Origin of the sequence: Desulfobacula sp., from assembly GCF_014237455.1 — a bacterium.
Taxonomy (GTDB): domain Bacteria; phylum Desulfobacterota; class Desulfobacteria; order Desulfobacterales; family Desulfobacteraceae; genus Desulfobacula.
Genome location: NZ_JABZFL010000070.1, coordinates 1 through 16,508, shown reverse-complemented (window position 1 = coordinate 16,508; position 16,508 = coordinate 1). Strand labels below are relative to the sequence as shown.

General features: G+C 42.3%; 12 protein-coding genes. All 12 read right to left on the bottom strand.

Going from position 1 to position 16,508, the window contains the following annotated elements; all coding sequences use genetic code 11:
• Positions 1-122: 122 nt before the first annotated feature.
• Positions 123-1,787: a radical SAM protein gene (locus tag HGJ91_RS10325; protein WP_291347668.1), complete on the bottom strand. Its 1,665-nt coding sequence runs from the start codon at positions 1,785-1,787 to the stop codon at positions 123-125.
• A 3-nt stretch (positions 1,788-1,790) separates the two neighbouring features.
• Positions 1,791-3,014, bottom strand: coding sequence for a cell division protein FtsZ (gene ftsZ, locus HGJ91_RS10320; RefSeq protein ID WP_291347667.1), 1,224 nt, complete (start codon positions 3,012-3,014; stop codon positions 1,791-1,793).
• Between the two features lie 17 nt (positions 3,015-3,031).
• Positions 3,032-4,258: a cell division protein FtsA gene (ftsA, locus tag HGJ91_RS10315; RefSeq protein WP_291347666.1), complete on the bottom strand. Its 1,227-nt coding sequence runs from the start codon at positions 4,256-4,258 to the stop codon at positions 3,032-3,034.
• Position 4,259: 1 nt separating this feature from the next.
• Positions 4,260-5,141 (bottom strand): FtsQ-type POTRA domain-containing protein, encoded by an 882-nt coding sequence (locus HGJ91_RS10310; protein WP_291347665.1) that lies wholly within the window; start codon positions 5,139-5,141, stop codon positions 4,260-4,262.
• Positions 5,134-6,054, bottom strand: coding sequence for a UDP-N-acetylmuramate dehydrogenase (gene murB, locus HGJ91_RS10305; protein WP_291347664.1), 921 nt, complete (start codon positions 6,052-6,054; stop codon positions 5,134-5,136). The genes HGJ91_RS10310 and murB overlap by 8 nt, the downstream gene beginning before the upstream one ends.
• Positions 6,055-6,063: 9 nt before the next feature.
• Entirely contained in the window at positions 6,064-7,431 is a 1,368-nt protein-coding gene (gene murC / locus HGJ91_RS10300) for a UDP-N-acetylmuramate--L-alanine ligase (RefSeq protein ID WP_291347663.1), read from the bottom strand.
• Between the two features lie 4 nt (positions 7,432-7,435).
• Positions 7,436-8,566 carry an undecaprenyldiphospho-muramoylpentapeptide beta-N-acetylglucosaminyltransferase gene (gene murG, locus HGJ91_RS10295; protein WP_291347662.1) on the bottom strand — a complete coding sequence of 377 codons (1,131 nt, stop codon included), beginning with the start codon at positions 8,564-8,566 and terminating at the stop codon, positions 7,436-7,438.
• On the bottom strand, positions 8,559-9,677 hold the full coding sequence (ftsW, locus tag HGJ91_RS10290; protein WP_291347661.1) for a putative lipid II flippase FtsW: 1,119 nt from the start codon (positions 9,675-9,677) through the stop codon (positions 8,559-8,561). The genes murG and ftsW overlap by 8 nt, the downstream gene beginning before the upstream one ends.
• A 1-nt stretch (position 9,678) precedes the next feature.
• Positions 9,679-11,052, bottom strand: coding sequence for a UDP-N-acetylmuramoyl-L-alanine--D-glutamate ligase (gene murD, locus HGJ91_RS10285; RefSeq protein ID WP_291347660.1), 1,374 nt, complete (start codon positions 11,050-11,052; stop codon positions 9,679-9,681).
• Between the two features lie 6 nt (positions 11,053-11,058).
• Positions 11,059-12,138, bottom strand: coding sequence for a phospho-N-acetylmuramoyl-pentapeptide-transferase (mraY, locus tag HGJ91_RS10280; RefSeq protein WP_291347659.1), 1,080 nt, complete (start codon positions 12,136-12,138; stop codon positions 11,059-11,061).
• A 1-nt stretch (position 12,139) separates the two neighbouring features.
• Positions 12,140-15,097: a UDP-N-acetylmuramoyl-L-alanyl-D-glutamate--2,6-diaminopimelate ligase gene (locus tag HGJ91_RS10275; RefSeq protein WP_291347658.1), complete on the bottom strand. Its 2,958-nt coding sequence runs from the start codon at positions 15,095-15,097 to the stop codon at positions 12,140-12,142.
• A partial coding sequence (locus HGJ91_RS10270; protein ID WP_291347657.1) for a penicillin-binding protein 2 occupies positions 15,094-16,508 on the bottom strand: 1,415 nt, incomplete at its 5' end. The genes HGJ91_RS10270 and HGJ91_RS10275, both read right to left, overlap by 4 nt.

Here is a 16,508-nt window from a genome sequence, read left to right as displayed (position 1 = left end):
AAGTCAATTCCTCCGACGTGGCTATTTGGAGGCCCATTCTCGGAACTGACTTTTACTTCCGCTGGCTGTGGTGGTAAAATTGGAATCAGAAACGGTGACACAGAATATTGAACACTCCCTTTTTAAATACAGGTTTCGCAGGTTTTACAGTCTATCATAGGACAGGCCGCAGATTTTTTTTCTTGTTTGGCTTTTAGAAATTCTTTTGCAAGGAACTCTTTTTTTACTCGATTGTCAAGAAAGTCCCAGGGCAGGGAGGCGTCAATGGGTTTTTCCTGATAGATAACTGAATGACAATATGCTTTATTCTTTCTTATGGCCGAGGCCCATCCATCCATTAAAGCGGATTCGATGATGTCCGCAGTTTTTCGGTCACCCCGGGAAAGAAGGGCATGGATTTTTGCCTTTCTCAATGATTCAAAGTTCAGTCTTACATTAGCGATTTTTTTTAAGCCTTGTTTGATAATATTCACTCTTTGTTTTAATATGGTTTCATCTTCCATGGCTGCCCATTGAAACGGGGTGCAGGGCTTTGGAATAAACGGGTTGATACTTAAGGTAATGGTTCCGATTTTCTTCTTTTTTTTTGAGGTGTCAAGAAAAACTGCTTTTATTTTTTTTGTTAAGTCTACGATGGCGTGGACATCCAGGTCTTTTTCAAAGGGAAGCCCGATCATAAAATATAACTTTAAATTGATGATACCTGCATTGACCAGTCTCTGAGTGGCGAGAAGGATGTCCTGATCGTCAATTTTTTTATTAATAATATTGCGCATCCGTACCGAACCTGCTTCCGGGGCAATGGTTGCAGTTTTGACCTTTGAGTTTGAAAGAGCGCAAATAAGTTCATCCGTCAGTTTATCCGCCCGGATTGATGAAAATGACAGTTTGAAATTATGTTTCAGACCATAGTTGCAAATGTTTGTCATTTCAGGATGATCTGCAATCGCTGAACTGACAAGTCCTATTTTATCTGTTTTGCCGAAAGCTTTATCCATGGCGGCATAGATATTTTTGGCAGGGTAAGTCCTGGGCGGCCTGTAAACAAAGCCGGCACTACAGAACCTGCAGCCATGAGGACAGCCTTTGAGGGTTTCAATAAGGAAGGTATCCTTAAACGCTGTTCCGGAGGTAAGAATACTGGTAGTGGTTGTAATCGTGTCAAGGCTTTCAAGGCATTGCACCTTGATTTGAAATGGACTTTTATCAGTGTGAAGGGAAGGAACATATGCGCCGGGTATTTTTTTTTCGAGAGTTTGTAAAAAGGATTGCCTGTCGGTTTTTTTTAAAACAGCACTAAAAAATTTTTCCAGCAGGCATTCTGCTTCCCCCAAAAGGAAACAGTCCATGAAGGGGGCGATGGGCTCGGGGTTTAAAAAACAGGCGACTCCCCCTGCGACCACCAGGGGGTGGATGTGGTTTCGATCGGGTGATCGCAAGGGGATGCCTGCTTCTCCAAGGAGTTGGGCAAGATGTGTAAAATCGTTTTCAAATGATATTGAAAACAGAATGATATCAAATTGATCAAGGCTTAACCCGGTTTCAAGGCTTTTAACCTGAAGGTCAGACCTAAGACGTTGATTTTTTTGTTTCGGGTCCAACCAAAAGACCCTTTCACATGCTACATTGTCTATCTGATTTGCAAGCCTGTAAACGGTTTGAAATCCTAAGGACGACATGCCTGCCTTATACGTGTTGGGATAAATAAGAGCGGTTTTTATCAGGCCTTTATTTTTTTTAACAATAGTCCCCTGTTCAACGAGCTCTTTTTTTGACCTTTTTTTCATCTATCAGTCGGCTTTTCTTCTAAGAAATGTCGGTACCTCCAAATCATTGTTATCATACGGTATTGTACTGTAATCATCCACAATATCATCACCGCCAACCGCTTTTTTATGTTTAACAGTGACAGGGTTGTCAAATTCATTCCAGTTTGCAAGCTCTTCTTCGGTTGGGGTTCTTAAATGTCCCCTTACAATCGGTTTGGCCGGCTGTTGATACGCAATAGGCTGGACCAGAGGATCAAAATGGTGGATGTTATCGGATACTTTGGGGTTTTCAGCGCCAATACCGGTAGCAATTACTGTAATTCTCATTTCATCTCCCAGTTCCTCATCAAATGTCTGACCCCAGATGATATCCGCTCCCTCTCCAACTTCTTTATAAATTCGATCTGATGCTTCTGTCATTTCATCCAAGGTAAGATCAGAGCTTGATGTGATGTTCATCAAAACTCCTTTTGCACCTGAAATGGAGATATCCTCAAGAAGGGGATGGGAAATCGCTTTTTCAGCAGCTTCGATAGCTCGGTTTTCCCCAGATGCGATACCGATACCCATCAATGCTTTGCCTGCTTTCTGCATGGTGGTTCTGACATCTGCAAAGTCCAGGTTGACATGCCCGGGCATCATAATCAGGTCTGTAATACCCTTTACAGAGTGGTGAAGGATTTCGTCTGCCTTGATAAACATATCTACCATTCTGGCACCTTTGGGTGCAATCCCCCTGAGCCGGTCATTGGGTATTGTAATAACGGTATCTGTAATCTCATGAAGTTTTTTAAGACCTTCAAGGGCTTGTTTTTCTCGCTTTTTACCTTCGAAGGAAAAGGGCTTTGATGCAACAGCTACCGTTAATACGCCTAGATCTTTACAAATTTCGGCAATAACCGGAGCAGCCCCTGTACCTGTTCCGCCACCTAAGCCGGCAGTGATAAAAACCATGTGGCTGTCCTCCAAAGCTTCCCTCAGCTCCTCTATATTTTCTAAAGCTGCTTCCCGGCCTGTATTGGGATTAGCTCCGGCGCCAAGTCCTTCTGTCAGATCCTTTCCAATCTGAATTTTTATTTCAGCCCTGGAGGCTTCAAGGGCCTGGACATCGGTATTCACAGTAATGAATTTTACCCCTTTGAGTTTTGCATCAATCATGTTGTTTACTGCATTCCCGCCAGCACCGCCAACACCAATCACCTTGATTTTTGCTGAATTTTCACTTTCCACGTAAAAAAAAGTCATATCCACCTCCCTAAAAATTATATTATATCTTTAAACCACTGTTTCATTCTGTTTAATATTCCGCCAAACTTTTGAGTTTCCATATTTTTAAAATCCATTTTGCATCTTGCGCTGGAACCGAAAAGGACAAGCCCGACGCCAGCTGCATAGGCCGGATTTTTAACAATATCTTTCAGGCCGCCAATTTTATTGGGTTCGCCGATTCTCACCGGCACATTGAAAACAGATTCTGCAAGTTCAGTAATCCCGTCGAGAACCGCGCTTCCACCCGTAAGGACAAATCCTGCCGGAAATGAATTTTCAAGACCGCTGGAGAATAATTCTTTTTTCAAAAGAGAGAAAATTTCTTCTACCCTGGGTTCAAGAATTTCAGCCAGAATTCCCTTGGAAAGTTTTTTGGGCGATCTTCCTCCTACGGCCGGAACTTCAATGGTTTCACCATTTCTTACATTTTCAGGCACACAGGTGCCGTGTTCAATTTTTATTTTTTCAGCTTCCGGGAGAGGGGTTCGAAGACCGATGGAAATATCATTGGTCAAATTATGCCCTCCCAGAGTAAGTTCATAGATAAACTTTAAATTATTATCTTTAAAAAGGGCCAGATCAGTTGTACCACCACCCATATCGGCGATGACACATCCCAGTTCCTTTTCTTCATCTGTGAGAACGGCTTCGCCCGAGGCAAGGGATTCAATGGCGATGTCACAAACCTCGAAACCTGCTTTGTTGCAGCATTTCACAATATTTCTGGCTGAAGATACAGCCCCGGTAATAATGTGGATTTTAGCTTCAAGTCTGATGGCTGTCATACCCACAGGATTTTGAATGGATTCCATATCATCAACAATAAACTCCTGGGGGATGACGTGAAGGACCTCTCTGTCGGTGGGGATCGCCACAGCTTTTGCTGCATCGATGACACGTTCGACATCCTGTTTTGTAATTTCACGGCCCTTGATAGCGATAAGCCCATGAGAGTTGAACCCTTTGATGTGATTCCCTGCGATGCCCACGTAAACAGACGAGATGTCGCACCCGGCCATGAGTTCTGCTTCTTCAACCGCTTTTTTGATTGAATCCACAGTTGATTCGATATTGACAACAGATCCTTTACGAAGCCCGGTGGATGGATGGGACCCGACACCTATAATGCTGATCTCATCTTCAAGCATCTCTCCGACTACGGCAGTAATTTTTGTTGTGCCGATATCCAGGCCTACAATTATTTTTTCATTTCCCTGCAAATCAAACCCCCTTTTCTAAATTGTTGTGCAGAGCATCGGCAATCTTTGTTTTGATAAACACTTTTTCAATATTAAAAAGATCCATGGCGCAGATTGTTCTCGCTGGAAAGTTTTTATCAATATACCCGCTTATTTTTTTTGCTTTTTTCAGTTTTGCTTTAAAATTATTAAATCCCAGCCTGATTTGAACAGTTCCTTTCTCGTAAGAGGATAACCCGTTATAAATATCATTGGTTTCAATGGTGATACCCGTACGGTCATCCCCATTTATTTGCCGTATGTTATCTGATTCACCTGTTTGTAAAAAATTCATAATTGAGTTAAACAAAGTACCGTTGAACATATACTGGTTATTGGTGTTTGTAAGATTAAGCCCGGTGATAACCGGCAAATTTTTTAAATGGTCCTTAAGCGGATCGTATTCCTTAAACGGCTGGCCCTGAGTATTAATTAGAATGCCTGCCAAATTTTCGATTTTAACAATGGCCAGGGGCTTTTGCTCAATAATGGATATGGAAAGCACAGATGACAGATTCCTTCTTGCATGAGCTGACTGAACCCAGGGATGAGAAGCAATGAGTTTTTCAATGGCAAATAAATTGAGCCCAAAAATATTTTCATCGCAGGTTAAGTTTGCAAGTTTAAGGATATCATCTTTAAAAATTCGTTTTGTGCCTGAAATTTCTACTTTTTTAATATTAAAAAAATCTGACTGGGTAATAAAATCGTAAACAAAAATAGATGCAAGGCTTAAAATACTGATAAAGGCTGCAGTCATGATGAATTTGATGCAAAAATCAATGATAGATCCTGAATCGGACTTCAGGGTCTCGCCTTCTTTGGCTTCAGGTTTATACCTGTTTGCTTTAATTTTTTTACTCACCTTCCACCCTCACTTCTGTTTTAAGTTTAATATGGTATTTATTAAATACGATTTCCTGAACATGCTGTTTTAATAAAAGGATATCCTTGCATGTGGCATTGTTGATGTTCACAATAAAGTTTGCATGGGTTTGGGATATCATGGCGTCGTTGATTCTAACTCCCTTGAGCCCTGCTTTTTCAATCAATTCTCCGGCAGACTTTCCTGAGGTCGGATTTTTGAAAAAACATCCGGCACTTGCAAAGGAAACAGGCTGCGTTGCATTTTTTTGGCTAAGGTTTTGTTTAAAAGTTTTTTCTATTTTTTCTAAAGTTTCTTTTCTTAATGTTAATGTTGCTGCTGTAATAATACCGGCCAAATTGAGTTGGCGGTAAGAAAAATCAAGGTCTTTTTTTTCAATGGTTTCAGTTGCTAAGGTTTTTTTGTTCAGCACTTCAATGGATTTAACAATGCCTGACATCTCCCCTGACTCGGTTCCGGCATTCATCATAATGGCACCTCCGATGGTTCCGGGGATTCCGGCGGCAAATTCAAGTCCTGACAGCGAGTGCGTGATGGCAGCCTGACAGACTTTTGATAAACGTTCCCCAGCTTCAACATAAATGGTTTTTTCATGAAAATCTGTTTGGGTTATACGGATTTCAGATTTTAATTGTCTGGTGATAACCACAAGACACCGTATGCCTTTGTCAGTAATTAAAAGATTTGTGCCACCCCCAAAAAGAGTAACCGGAATATTCAGTTCCGAAGCTTTTTTCAACAGCTTTTTCAATTCTTGTTTATCTTTTGGCAGTGCAAGAAGATCAGCAGGACCTCCGATTTTAAACGAGGTGTATTTTTTCAACGGCTCATCAACCAGAAGGTTAAAATTTTGAGCCAGTGTTGAATATGCTGTATTTTCTTTTGCTGTCATGTCTTGCCTTTACAATATTTCAATCAATTTTTCTCCAAGGATATAAATGTCTCCGGCGCCCAGTGTCAGGACGATATCCCCTTTTTTGACTTTATGGGTAATCATGGATAAGGCCTGGGTAAAATCAGGCGAATAGGAGACATCTTTATGTCCATGTTTTCTGATGCCCTCGCAGAGACATTGGGCATTAATTCCTTTAATTTCTTTTTCACTTGCAGCATAAATCGGGAGTATAATCAGGATATCGGATTGATAAAAAGACCGGGTGAATTCATGAAACAATCCTTGGGTCCTGGTGTACCTGTGGGGCTGGAATACAACAACCAGCCGCTTTTCCTTATAACTTTCCCTTATAGCTGTCAGTGTTGCCATGATTTCTGTCGGATGATGGCCGTAATCATCCATTATGGTAATCCCCTTTTTTTCTCCTTTGATTTCAACCCGCCGTTTTACGCCTTCAATCTGTTCCAGTGCTTTCTTAATTGTTTTAAAAGGGATGTTCAGCTCAATTCCTGTGGCAATCGAAGCAAGGGCATTGGAGACATTATGTTTTCCTGCAATATTGAGGGTGATTTCATCTAAGAGTTTCTCATGGTGAAAAACTTTAAAAAAACTTTTGTTTCCCTTAAATGAGATATTTCTGGCTTGAAGATCAGATTGGGCTGTCATGCCAAATGTGGTATAGCGAACCTTTATCCTGGGAAGGATGTCCTGTACGTGCTCGTTATCAAGACATAGAATGGCAAGGCCGTAAAAAGGAACCGAGTTGATAAACTGGACAAATTTATCTTTTATATCTTCAATGTCCTTGTAAAAATCCAGGTGTTCCAGATCAATATTTGTGACAGCTGCAATGGCAGGCGCATACTTCAGAAAAGAACCGTCGCTTTCGTCGGCTTCGGCAACAATATATTCCCCTTTGCCATGTAATGCATTGGTATCGAGCCCTGTGAGAAGCCCTCCAATGATCACGGTCGGGTCAAGTCCGGCCGTATTAAGGATTTGTGAAATCATGGCGGTGGTTGATGTTTTACCGTGGGCTCCGGATACTGCAATGGAATATTTGATCCGCATCAGTTCAGCCAGCATTTCAGCCCTCGGGATAATGGGAATTAACAGCTGCCTTGCATGAACCACTTCCGGATTTTCACGGGCGATAGCCGAAGAGGTGACCACCACGCTGGCCCCAACCATTTGTTCCTTGCTGTGGCCCTGGAAGATGATGCCGCCTTTTTTTTCCAGCCTCTTGGTAATATGGGAGAGCTTTAAGTCAGATCCGGACACTTTATACCCAAGATTTAAAAGTAGTTCTGCAATGCCGCTCATGCCGATGCCGCCGATTCCAACAAAATGGATATGGTAGTTTTTTTGATACATGGATTTAAGCCTTAATATCCTTTGTTTTTAAAATATGGGTTACTATTTTTTCATCGGCATTGGGCATGGCAAGGTGGTTTAGCATTTCTGCCATGTGGTTAAGCCTTTCTTTATTCCCGATCAGATCTTCCATGGTTTGTTTTAGTATCTGTCCTGTCAGCTCATTGTCTTTTATCATCACAGCAGCCCCCTGATCTTCAAGGGCCTTTGCATTAAAGGTCTGGTGGTCGTCGGCTGCATGGGGAAAGGGAACGAGAATGGCTGGCCGGCCCTTGATACAGAGTTCTGAAATAGTTCCCGCGCCCGCCCTTGTGATGACAAGATCCGCCATATCCTGAAGCTGCGGCATGTTATGGAAAAAGGCTTTAGCCGTTGCTTTAATTTTCAGGCCTGAGTAGTTTTTCCGGATGGCAGATTCATCATTAATGCCGGTCTGGTGAATAATATTGAATCTGTCGGTATTCCCCATTAATTCAAGAGCATCCATAAATGCAGTGTTGATACTGCTGGCACCCTGGCTTCCACCTGTGACAAGAATGGTAAATCTGTTTGGATAAAAAGAGTTCAAATTAAGATTATCCTCAGATTCGACGCTGTCTGTTTTCCGGACAGGGTTGCCGACATATTTTACTTTAGGGTTGTGGGCAAGTCCTTTTGTTTCTTTAAATGAGGTGAAAATGGTCTTGGCAACTCTTGATAACAACCGGTTGGTCAACCCGGGGATGGCGTTCTGTTCCTGGATGGCGGTTGGAATTCTTAAAACCCAGGCAGCCAGCACAACGGCAAAGGTTGAGAATCCTCCCACACCAAGGACAAAATCAGGTTTAAAACTTTTCATGATGATCATGGACTGTATCAGGGAAACCAGGATAATACTGATTGAAAAAATCTTACTGATAATATTGCCGCCTTTAATCGGTTTTGAGAAAATACTTTTATGGGCATACCCGTATTTTTCAAGGGTTTTTGTTTCAAAGGGGGCATTGGTACCAACAAAAAGAATTTCTGCATTATGGCTTGGCCGATCAAGATTCTGGTCAAGTATCCGGCTAAGGGCCTGGGCAATGGCAATACCCGGGAACAGGTGTCCGCCTGTCTTTCCTCCGGCTATGATAATGTTAAATTGCTTATTCATAATCCTTGGATGCCCCGATATTCATTAAAATTCCCATGGCCGCCATATTGATCACAAGGGATGTTCCTCCATAACTGATAAACGGCAGGGTAAGCCCTTTTGTTGGTAGAACCCCTAAAGCAACACCAGTGTTGATGATGACCTGAATCCCAATATAAATGGTAAGCCCCGCAGCTGTGATGGCGCCAAAAAGAGTCTTTGAAGTTTTGGCAATCCGGATGCCTTTTAATAATAAAATCAAATAGAGGGATAGAACCGTGAGCACACCAATCAGTCCCAGCTCTTCTCCAATGATTGAAAAAATAAAATCTGTGTGGGGTTCCGGAAGGTAGTGCATTTTCTGCATCCCAAGGCCAATACCTTTTCCGAAAATACCGCCTGAACCAAAGGCTTTTAAGGAATGGGTGATCTGGTACCCGGTGTTATAGGGGTCATCCCAGGGATTTAAAAACGAAAGAATTCTTTCCAGCCGGTACTCAACCTTATAAACCAGAAAATAAATTACCGGGATCAGCAGGGGAGTAGGAGAGAGAAGATGGGTGATCTTAACCCCTGCAACAAACATCATCCCCCATGTGATCATCGCTAACACAACAATCGTTCCGAAATCAGGCTGGATAATGATCAAACAGGCAAACAGAGCAAAAATGAATGCATGGGGGAAAAAACCAATGGAAAAAACTTTTATCATATCCTGTTTTTTGGACAGGGAATATCCAAGGAAAATGATGAGTGCCAGTTTTGCAAATTCAGACGGTTGAAAGGTAAATCCGCCAAGATTCAGCCATCGGTGGGCACCACCAGCCTTAATATTTAATGCTGGGAAGAGCACAGCCACAAGCAGTGCAATGGCAGCAAAAAGGATGATATAGGAAAAGCTTTTGTAAAGTCTATAGGGAAAAGAGGCTGTGACAAACATGACGCACAGGCTGATACCCAAAAAGAGGGCCTGTTTTTTCATGTAGTAAAATGCGGTGTTGTGGTTTTCCATGCTGATGGATGAACTTGCTGAATAAACCATGATAATGCCGATCCCTGAAAGAAGAATAACAGGGAAAAGAATGCTCTTTTCACTGAAAAAGGGATGTATGGTTTTTGTGGATTCAGCCATTTTATTTTTTTCCAAGTGCGATTACATGGGTTGCAAAATCATTACCCCTGTGGGCATAGCTGTCATACATGTCAAAGCTTGCACAGGCAGGGGAGAGAAGGACGATAGCCGGTTCACCGGCGTCATCTTTTACCGCCGCATTAAAAGCCGTTTGAACGGCATCTTTCATGGTTTGAGCCTCTTTTGCAGGGCAGATATTTTCAAAGGTGTCTTTGATGTGTGTTCTGGATTCTCCAATGGCAATAATGGTTTTGACACTCTGTCGAACATCATTGACCAGCAAGGAAAAATCAGTGCCTTTTCCCCTTCCCCCTAAAATCAGGATAATATTATTTTTAAAGTACTCAATGGCCCGGATAACCGCGTCCGTATTGGTTGCCTTCGAATCATTATAAAAAGAAACACCCTCAATGGTTCTGATGAACTCCATTCTGTGGGGAAGATTTTTAAAGGTTTCCAATCCCTTTAGAATGTCATTTATATCTGCACCAAGGGCAAGGCAGGAAAGAACGGCAGCCGCAATATTTTCTCTGTTGTGAGTGCCGGTAAGCTCCTTGAATTGAGCTGTCTTTATCCTATGATAAAAATCGGGCAGGGTAATTTCAATGTCTTCAGAGCTGATTTTAGCACCGCACTCTATCAGGGTGCCTGATGCTGCTGAAAACGTAAAAATTGTTGATGGAAATTTTGAAAATTTTTCATCAAAGCCTTTAATGGATTGATTCATCACGGCTTTTTCAGAAGATGTTTGGTTTTTAAAAATGCTCCATTTGGATGCTTCATATGCCTTGTAATTTTTGTATCGGTCCAGATGGTCCTCTGAGATATTTAAGAGTACGGCCACATCAGGTTTGAATTTTTTTGAAATATCCAGCTGAAAACTGGATATTTCAGCCACAATGACGTCGGTTTTTTTTCTGGCCATTAAGTGATCAACCAGAGGTGTTCCGATATTCCCCCCGACAAAAGGATTCATTCCACAGGCCGTTAACATGTCACTGATTAAAGTGGTTGTGGTGGTCTTGCCATTGGTGCCTGTAATGGCAATTATTGGCAGATCATTGTACCGGGTGAAAACATCCAGTTCACCTGTGATGCCAACCCCCCGGTCGAGTGCCGTCTTGATAAACTTGTTGGTTAATGGGATTCCCGGGCTTGGAATCATAATGCCGGCCCGGTTAAAGGTTTGCTGGCTGTGAAAACCGATTTCGGTTTTTATCCCCAGCGCATTGAGTTCTTTCGCAATATCAGTCCTTGACTCATCAATATCAGTGGCAATCACAGTTTCCCCTTTGGAGCGCAGGAACTTTGCCATGGAAACCCCTGATGCTCCCAGGCCAATGATCAGAAAATATGAAATATTTTTTTCTTTCACACTCATTTACCTTATTTTCAAGGTACTCAATGATAATAACGCCAGGGTAATGGATATGATCCAGAACCGAACAATCACCTTTGATTCATGCCACCCTTTAAGTTCAAAATGATGGTGCAGGGGGGCCATTCGAAAAATTCTTTTTCCTTTTGTCAGTTTAAAATATGACACTTGAATGATGACGGATAAGGCTTCAATGACAAACAGCCCGCCAACAATAAGTAAGAGGATTTCCTGTTTTGTAATGACCGCAATGGTTCCTAAAACGCCTCCCAGAGGAATCGAGCCTGAATCTCCCATAAAAATCTGGGCCGGATGCGCATTAAACCACAGAAAACCTAATCCGGCACCTGCCAGAGTGCCGCAGATTACTGACATTTCACCGGCAGAGGCAATATGCTGGACATGAAGATATTCAGCGATCTGGACATGGCCGGTAACATAGGCAAAAAACATATATGTGACGCTGGCAACAATATAAGGACCGATGGCAAGTCCGTCTAATCCGTCGGTCAGGTTTACGGCATTGGATGTGCCCACAATGACAAGACAGGCAAAGGGGATATACCAGATGCCGAGATCAGGGGAAACATCCTTTAAAATCGGGACGGTCAGCGTGGAATTAAAATCAGGACATTTATAGATCAGCCAGCTGATAATCAGGGCAAACAAAACCTGGATGAAAAATTTGCCTTTGGCCGTAAACCCCATGTTTCTTTTTTTCACCTGCATGAGATAATCATCAATAAATCCGATAAATCCGAAAAGAACTAGGGCCAGAAGAAAAATGTTTACATAATGGTTGGACAGGTTTCCCCAGATCAGAGTGGTCATGAAAACAGAAAAAAGAATCAGGACGCCTCCCATTGTAGGCGTTCCCTGTTTTCCCATGTGAGACTGGGGCCCATCGGTCTGGATGATCTGCCCGATCTGCATTTGGGAAAGTTTTTTGATGACAAAAGGTCCGAGAAGAAAACAGATTAAAAAAGCGCTCAGACCGCCGTAAATCGCTCTGAATGTAATATACCGAAATATATTCAGGAATGTGAAATCAACATGATATGGGTATAAAAATTCGTACAGCATCTTATGTCACCGTTAATAGTTGTTGAAGTTCGCGTATGACGGTTTCCATGGCCATACCTCTTGAACCTTTTACAAGAATCCAGGTGTCGGAATTTGTTCTTTCCAACACCTTTTGAACCTTTCGGGCAATTTCATTTTTTGTACCGTGAAATATATTGTCTGCTGGAAAATCATTTTCAATTGCACCTTCTATAGTGTGTTTAACCTGGTTGCCGAATACGTATAATTTACAGATTTCCAAAAGAGCGACTTTCTGCCCGATCTGTCGATGAAGGGAGTCAGATTCTTTTCCCAGTTCCAGCATATCCCCGAGAACGGCAATGCTGTTTTCAACGCCGCTGACAGCGTGCAGCGTATTCAAGGCCTGGGTGACGGAAGCAGGATTTGCATTGTATGTGTCGTCGATAATATTGATAGAATCCGAAAGCCGGTAAATATTCATTCTACCGGATACCGGAGCAAAGGCTCCAATCCCTTTTTTGACACCGTCCGTACAGATTCCCGCTTTTGCAGCGGCAAGGATTGCAGCAAGACAATTGTCAACCATAAAAAGGGCAGGGGAGTTGATGGAAAGGACAGTCTCCCGATCATTAACCCTTGCTGTAAATTCAACGGAAGTAGCAGAATTTTTAATTCTGGACGATTGAATATCTGAGGCATCGCTTGAACCAAAAAAAAGAAGGCGTTTAATATTTTTATTTTCTTTGGCCTTTGCTTCAAGAATGGACCGTCTCGGGTCATCACCGGGAAGTATGGCAGTCCCGTTTTTCCGGATGCCGTCAAAAATTTCAGCCTTTGCTTTTGCCACATTATCTATGCTGCCAAGCCCTTCAAGGTGAACACCTGCTGTATTGGTCACTATGGCGATATCGGGATGTGCGATTCGGCTGAGTCTTGATATTTCACCCAGATGGTTCATGCCCATTTCCACGATGGCCCATTCGTGGGCATAGGAAAGATTTAAAAGGGTTAATGGCAGTCCGATTTCATTATTAAAATTACCTTGGGTAGCATGGGTATGAAATTGGGTTTTAAAAATTTCTTCTATGATTTTTCTTGTGGTTGTTTTTCCGCTGGAACCTGTAATGGCAAGCAGTTTGACATTTGACCGGAGTCTTTGATATCGGGCAAGCTGCCCTAAAGCGGTCAAGGTGTTTCCAGTTTCAAAAATAATCAGATTTTTCTGGTGGATTTCTTTTTTCGTATTCTCATCAAGCGTATCAACAAACCCTTTTTGAGTAACAAATCCTTTTATCCCTTTATTAATAAGGGTTTTAATAAAGGCGTGACCGTCAAAGTTCTCTCCTTTGAGGGCAAGAAAAATTTGGGTTTGGGCAATTGTTCTTGAGTCTGTAGAGATCCCGGTAAAACTGTGATTTTTTTCAGTCATTGAAAAAACAGGATCACAGCTTAACGCCTTTGTAAGATCATCTATTTCCCACCCAATGGGTTTGAACTGATCCGCAAATTCAATTGCTGCTTTCGTAAGTTCTTCTTTGTCATTAAAATGAATGGTGCCGGCATTGGTGATCTGGTAAGTTTCGTGTCCCTTTCCGGCAGCGATAATAATGTCTCCTGGTTTTGAAATGAAAACAGCCTTTTTAAGGGCTTTTTTCCGGTCAACTTCAACCAGATATCCTTTTTTAAACGGGGTTGACTTAAAGTCTTTGTCAGAGAGTTTATAAAAAGCATCTATCCCTTCAAGGACATCATTTATAATGGAATCGGGATGTTCAGTTCTTGGATTATCAGAGGTTATAATGGCAATGTCGCTGTGGTTGCAGGCGATCTGTCCCATTAATGGCCGTTTTGAGCGATCCCTGTCGCCACCGCACCCGAAGACAGTGATGATTCTTTTAGGGGCACTTAGCTTTAAAGTGATCAAAATGGTTTCAAGTGCATCAGGTGTATGGGCATAATCGACAAACAAAAATCTGTTAATGGGGGTATTGATTTTTTCAAGGCGGCCCGGAATGGTGTGGCAGTTCTCAATTCCTTTTTTAATTTGCTCCGGGCCGATTTTCAAAGCATGGGCAGCTCCTGCAGCGCACAGGATGTTTTCTAAATTAAACTTTCCGGTAAGTTTTGATGTTAAATTGAATGAACCATTGGGCAGGCAAATGGTTCCCGACAACCCGTGAATATCATCTGTGATACCGGTTGCAAAAATATCCGTTTCCTTTTTCGTACTGACGGCAAATGTTTTATAATCAAGGGATGCGGAAAGGTCTTCGCCTTTCGAGTCATCAATATTCAGGACAGCAGGGGCATTTTTTTTCCCGTTTGGCCCGAGAAACCGGGTGAAAAATTTTTTTTTACAATTAAAGTATTCATCCATGGTTTTGTGAAAATCCATGTGATCCTGAGTCAGGTTCGTGAATACACCTGCATCAAATCGGCAGTAATCCACCCTGTTAAGGTCAAGCCCGTGGGAAGAGACTTCCATGATGACATGGGTAACACCGGCGTTTTTCATGTCATGAAGGGTTCTTTGAAGATCAATGGAATCAGGTGTTGTCACAGGGTTGTCAAAAATTTGATGATTATATCGGATATTGATGGTTCCGATGACACCGGTTGAAAATCCGCACGATTTGAAAATATTTTCCAGCAGCCATGTGGTCGTGGTCTTGCCATTGGTTCCGGTGATGCCGACAAGGGTCAGTTCTTTTGAAGGGTTGCCATAAAAATTGGCTGCAATGGAGGCCATGGAAAGCCGTGTATTTTCAACCAGAATAACAGGGTTCAAATTTTTTGGATTGGTTTCGGCAATAACGGCCATTGCTCCGTTTTCAAAGGCTTGGTCAATATAATCATGGCCGTCAGCCATCAGTCCCTTAACAGCAATAAACAGCCCTCCCGGCTTGACATCCCTGGAGTTTGAAGCAATAGAGGAGATATCCGGATCATGGATCATCCCTGCTGTTGAACAATCTTTGACCAGATAAGACAGCTTCAATTTTTTTCTCCGGTTGATAATAAGGCAACCATTACTTTATTTTTTTCAGGGGGTATATTTAAATAATTAAAGGATTCAGCCATAATGGTTTTAAAGGCGGGAGCCGCGACATCTCCGCCATAATATTGTTTTCTGGGTTCATCCACCGCCACAAGAATAGCCAGTTCAGGATTATTTTTTGGTGCAAATCCGGCAAAAACCGAAATGTAATTGTTTTTTGAATAGCCCCTCTTGTTTTCCAGGGCTTTTTGTGCAGTTCCTGTTTTGCCGCAAACCGTATATCCGTCCATAGCTGCTTTTGTACCGGTACCCTCTTCTTCTACAACAAGGCTCATCATTTTTTTAACCTGTTGCGCACTTTTCGAGGAGATGACTCGCCGTATTGTTTCAGGATGATATACTTTTAAGTCTTTTCCTTTACGGGAGATAATTTTTTTTATCAGCATGGGTTTCATCAGGGTGCCGTTATTGGCAATTGCACTGATACCACTGATAAGCTGCATGGCAGAAACAGAAATGCCCTGGCCAAAGGAGATGGCGCTGGTATCAATTCTAGACCACTTTTGGTAGGGTATCAGATTGCCGGATGTCTCTCCGGGACATCCGGCCTGGGTTCTGTCCCCAAATCCAAAACGGGCAAGATAATTGTACAAGACTTTATTCCCAAGTGTTTCAGCAATTTTTGAAGCGCCTATATTGCTTGAAAATTTGATAATCTGGTTAATGGAAAGCCAGTCATAGGGGTGGGTATCATGAATGGTAAAGGTTCCGATTTTATAGGTGCCGTTCTCACAAAAAAAGATGGAGTTAGGGCTAAATCCGGTTTCAAGCGCAGCGGCTGCTGTAAAGACCTTCATGGTAGATCCCGGCTCAAATGCATCTGTAATGGCACGGTTCCTGAAGACGTCATTGTCATATTTTTTGAAATTGTTTGGATTGAATCGCGGGAAATGTGCGATGGCAAGCAGTTCCCCGGTTTGGGGTCTCATCACCAGAGCAATTCCTGATTTTGCCCGATGGGCCTTTACGGCTCTTTCAAGGGTTTGTTCACTAAGAAATTGAATTTTTTTATCAATCGTCAGGACAATTGAATTTCCTTTTAGTTCAGCCCTCCTTTTTTTGTCAAGATCAAGCGTTCCTCCATTCCCGTCCCGTTTAACCTTGATTTTCAAGGAACTGCCTTCCAGAACAGAATTATGCTTAAACTCAAGACCTTCAAGCCCGGAATCTTCAGCCCCTGTAAACCCGATGACTTGTGCTGCAAGGTCCCTATTGGGATAAAATCTTTTAGAATCATTTTTAAAATAAATACCCTTTAGATTCAATTGTCTGATTTGATTGGCCTGATCCGGAGACACTCTTCTGGCCACCCAGGCGAACATGCGCTGAGATGAAAGAGTGTTTTGAAGTT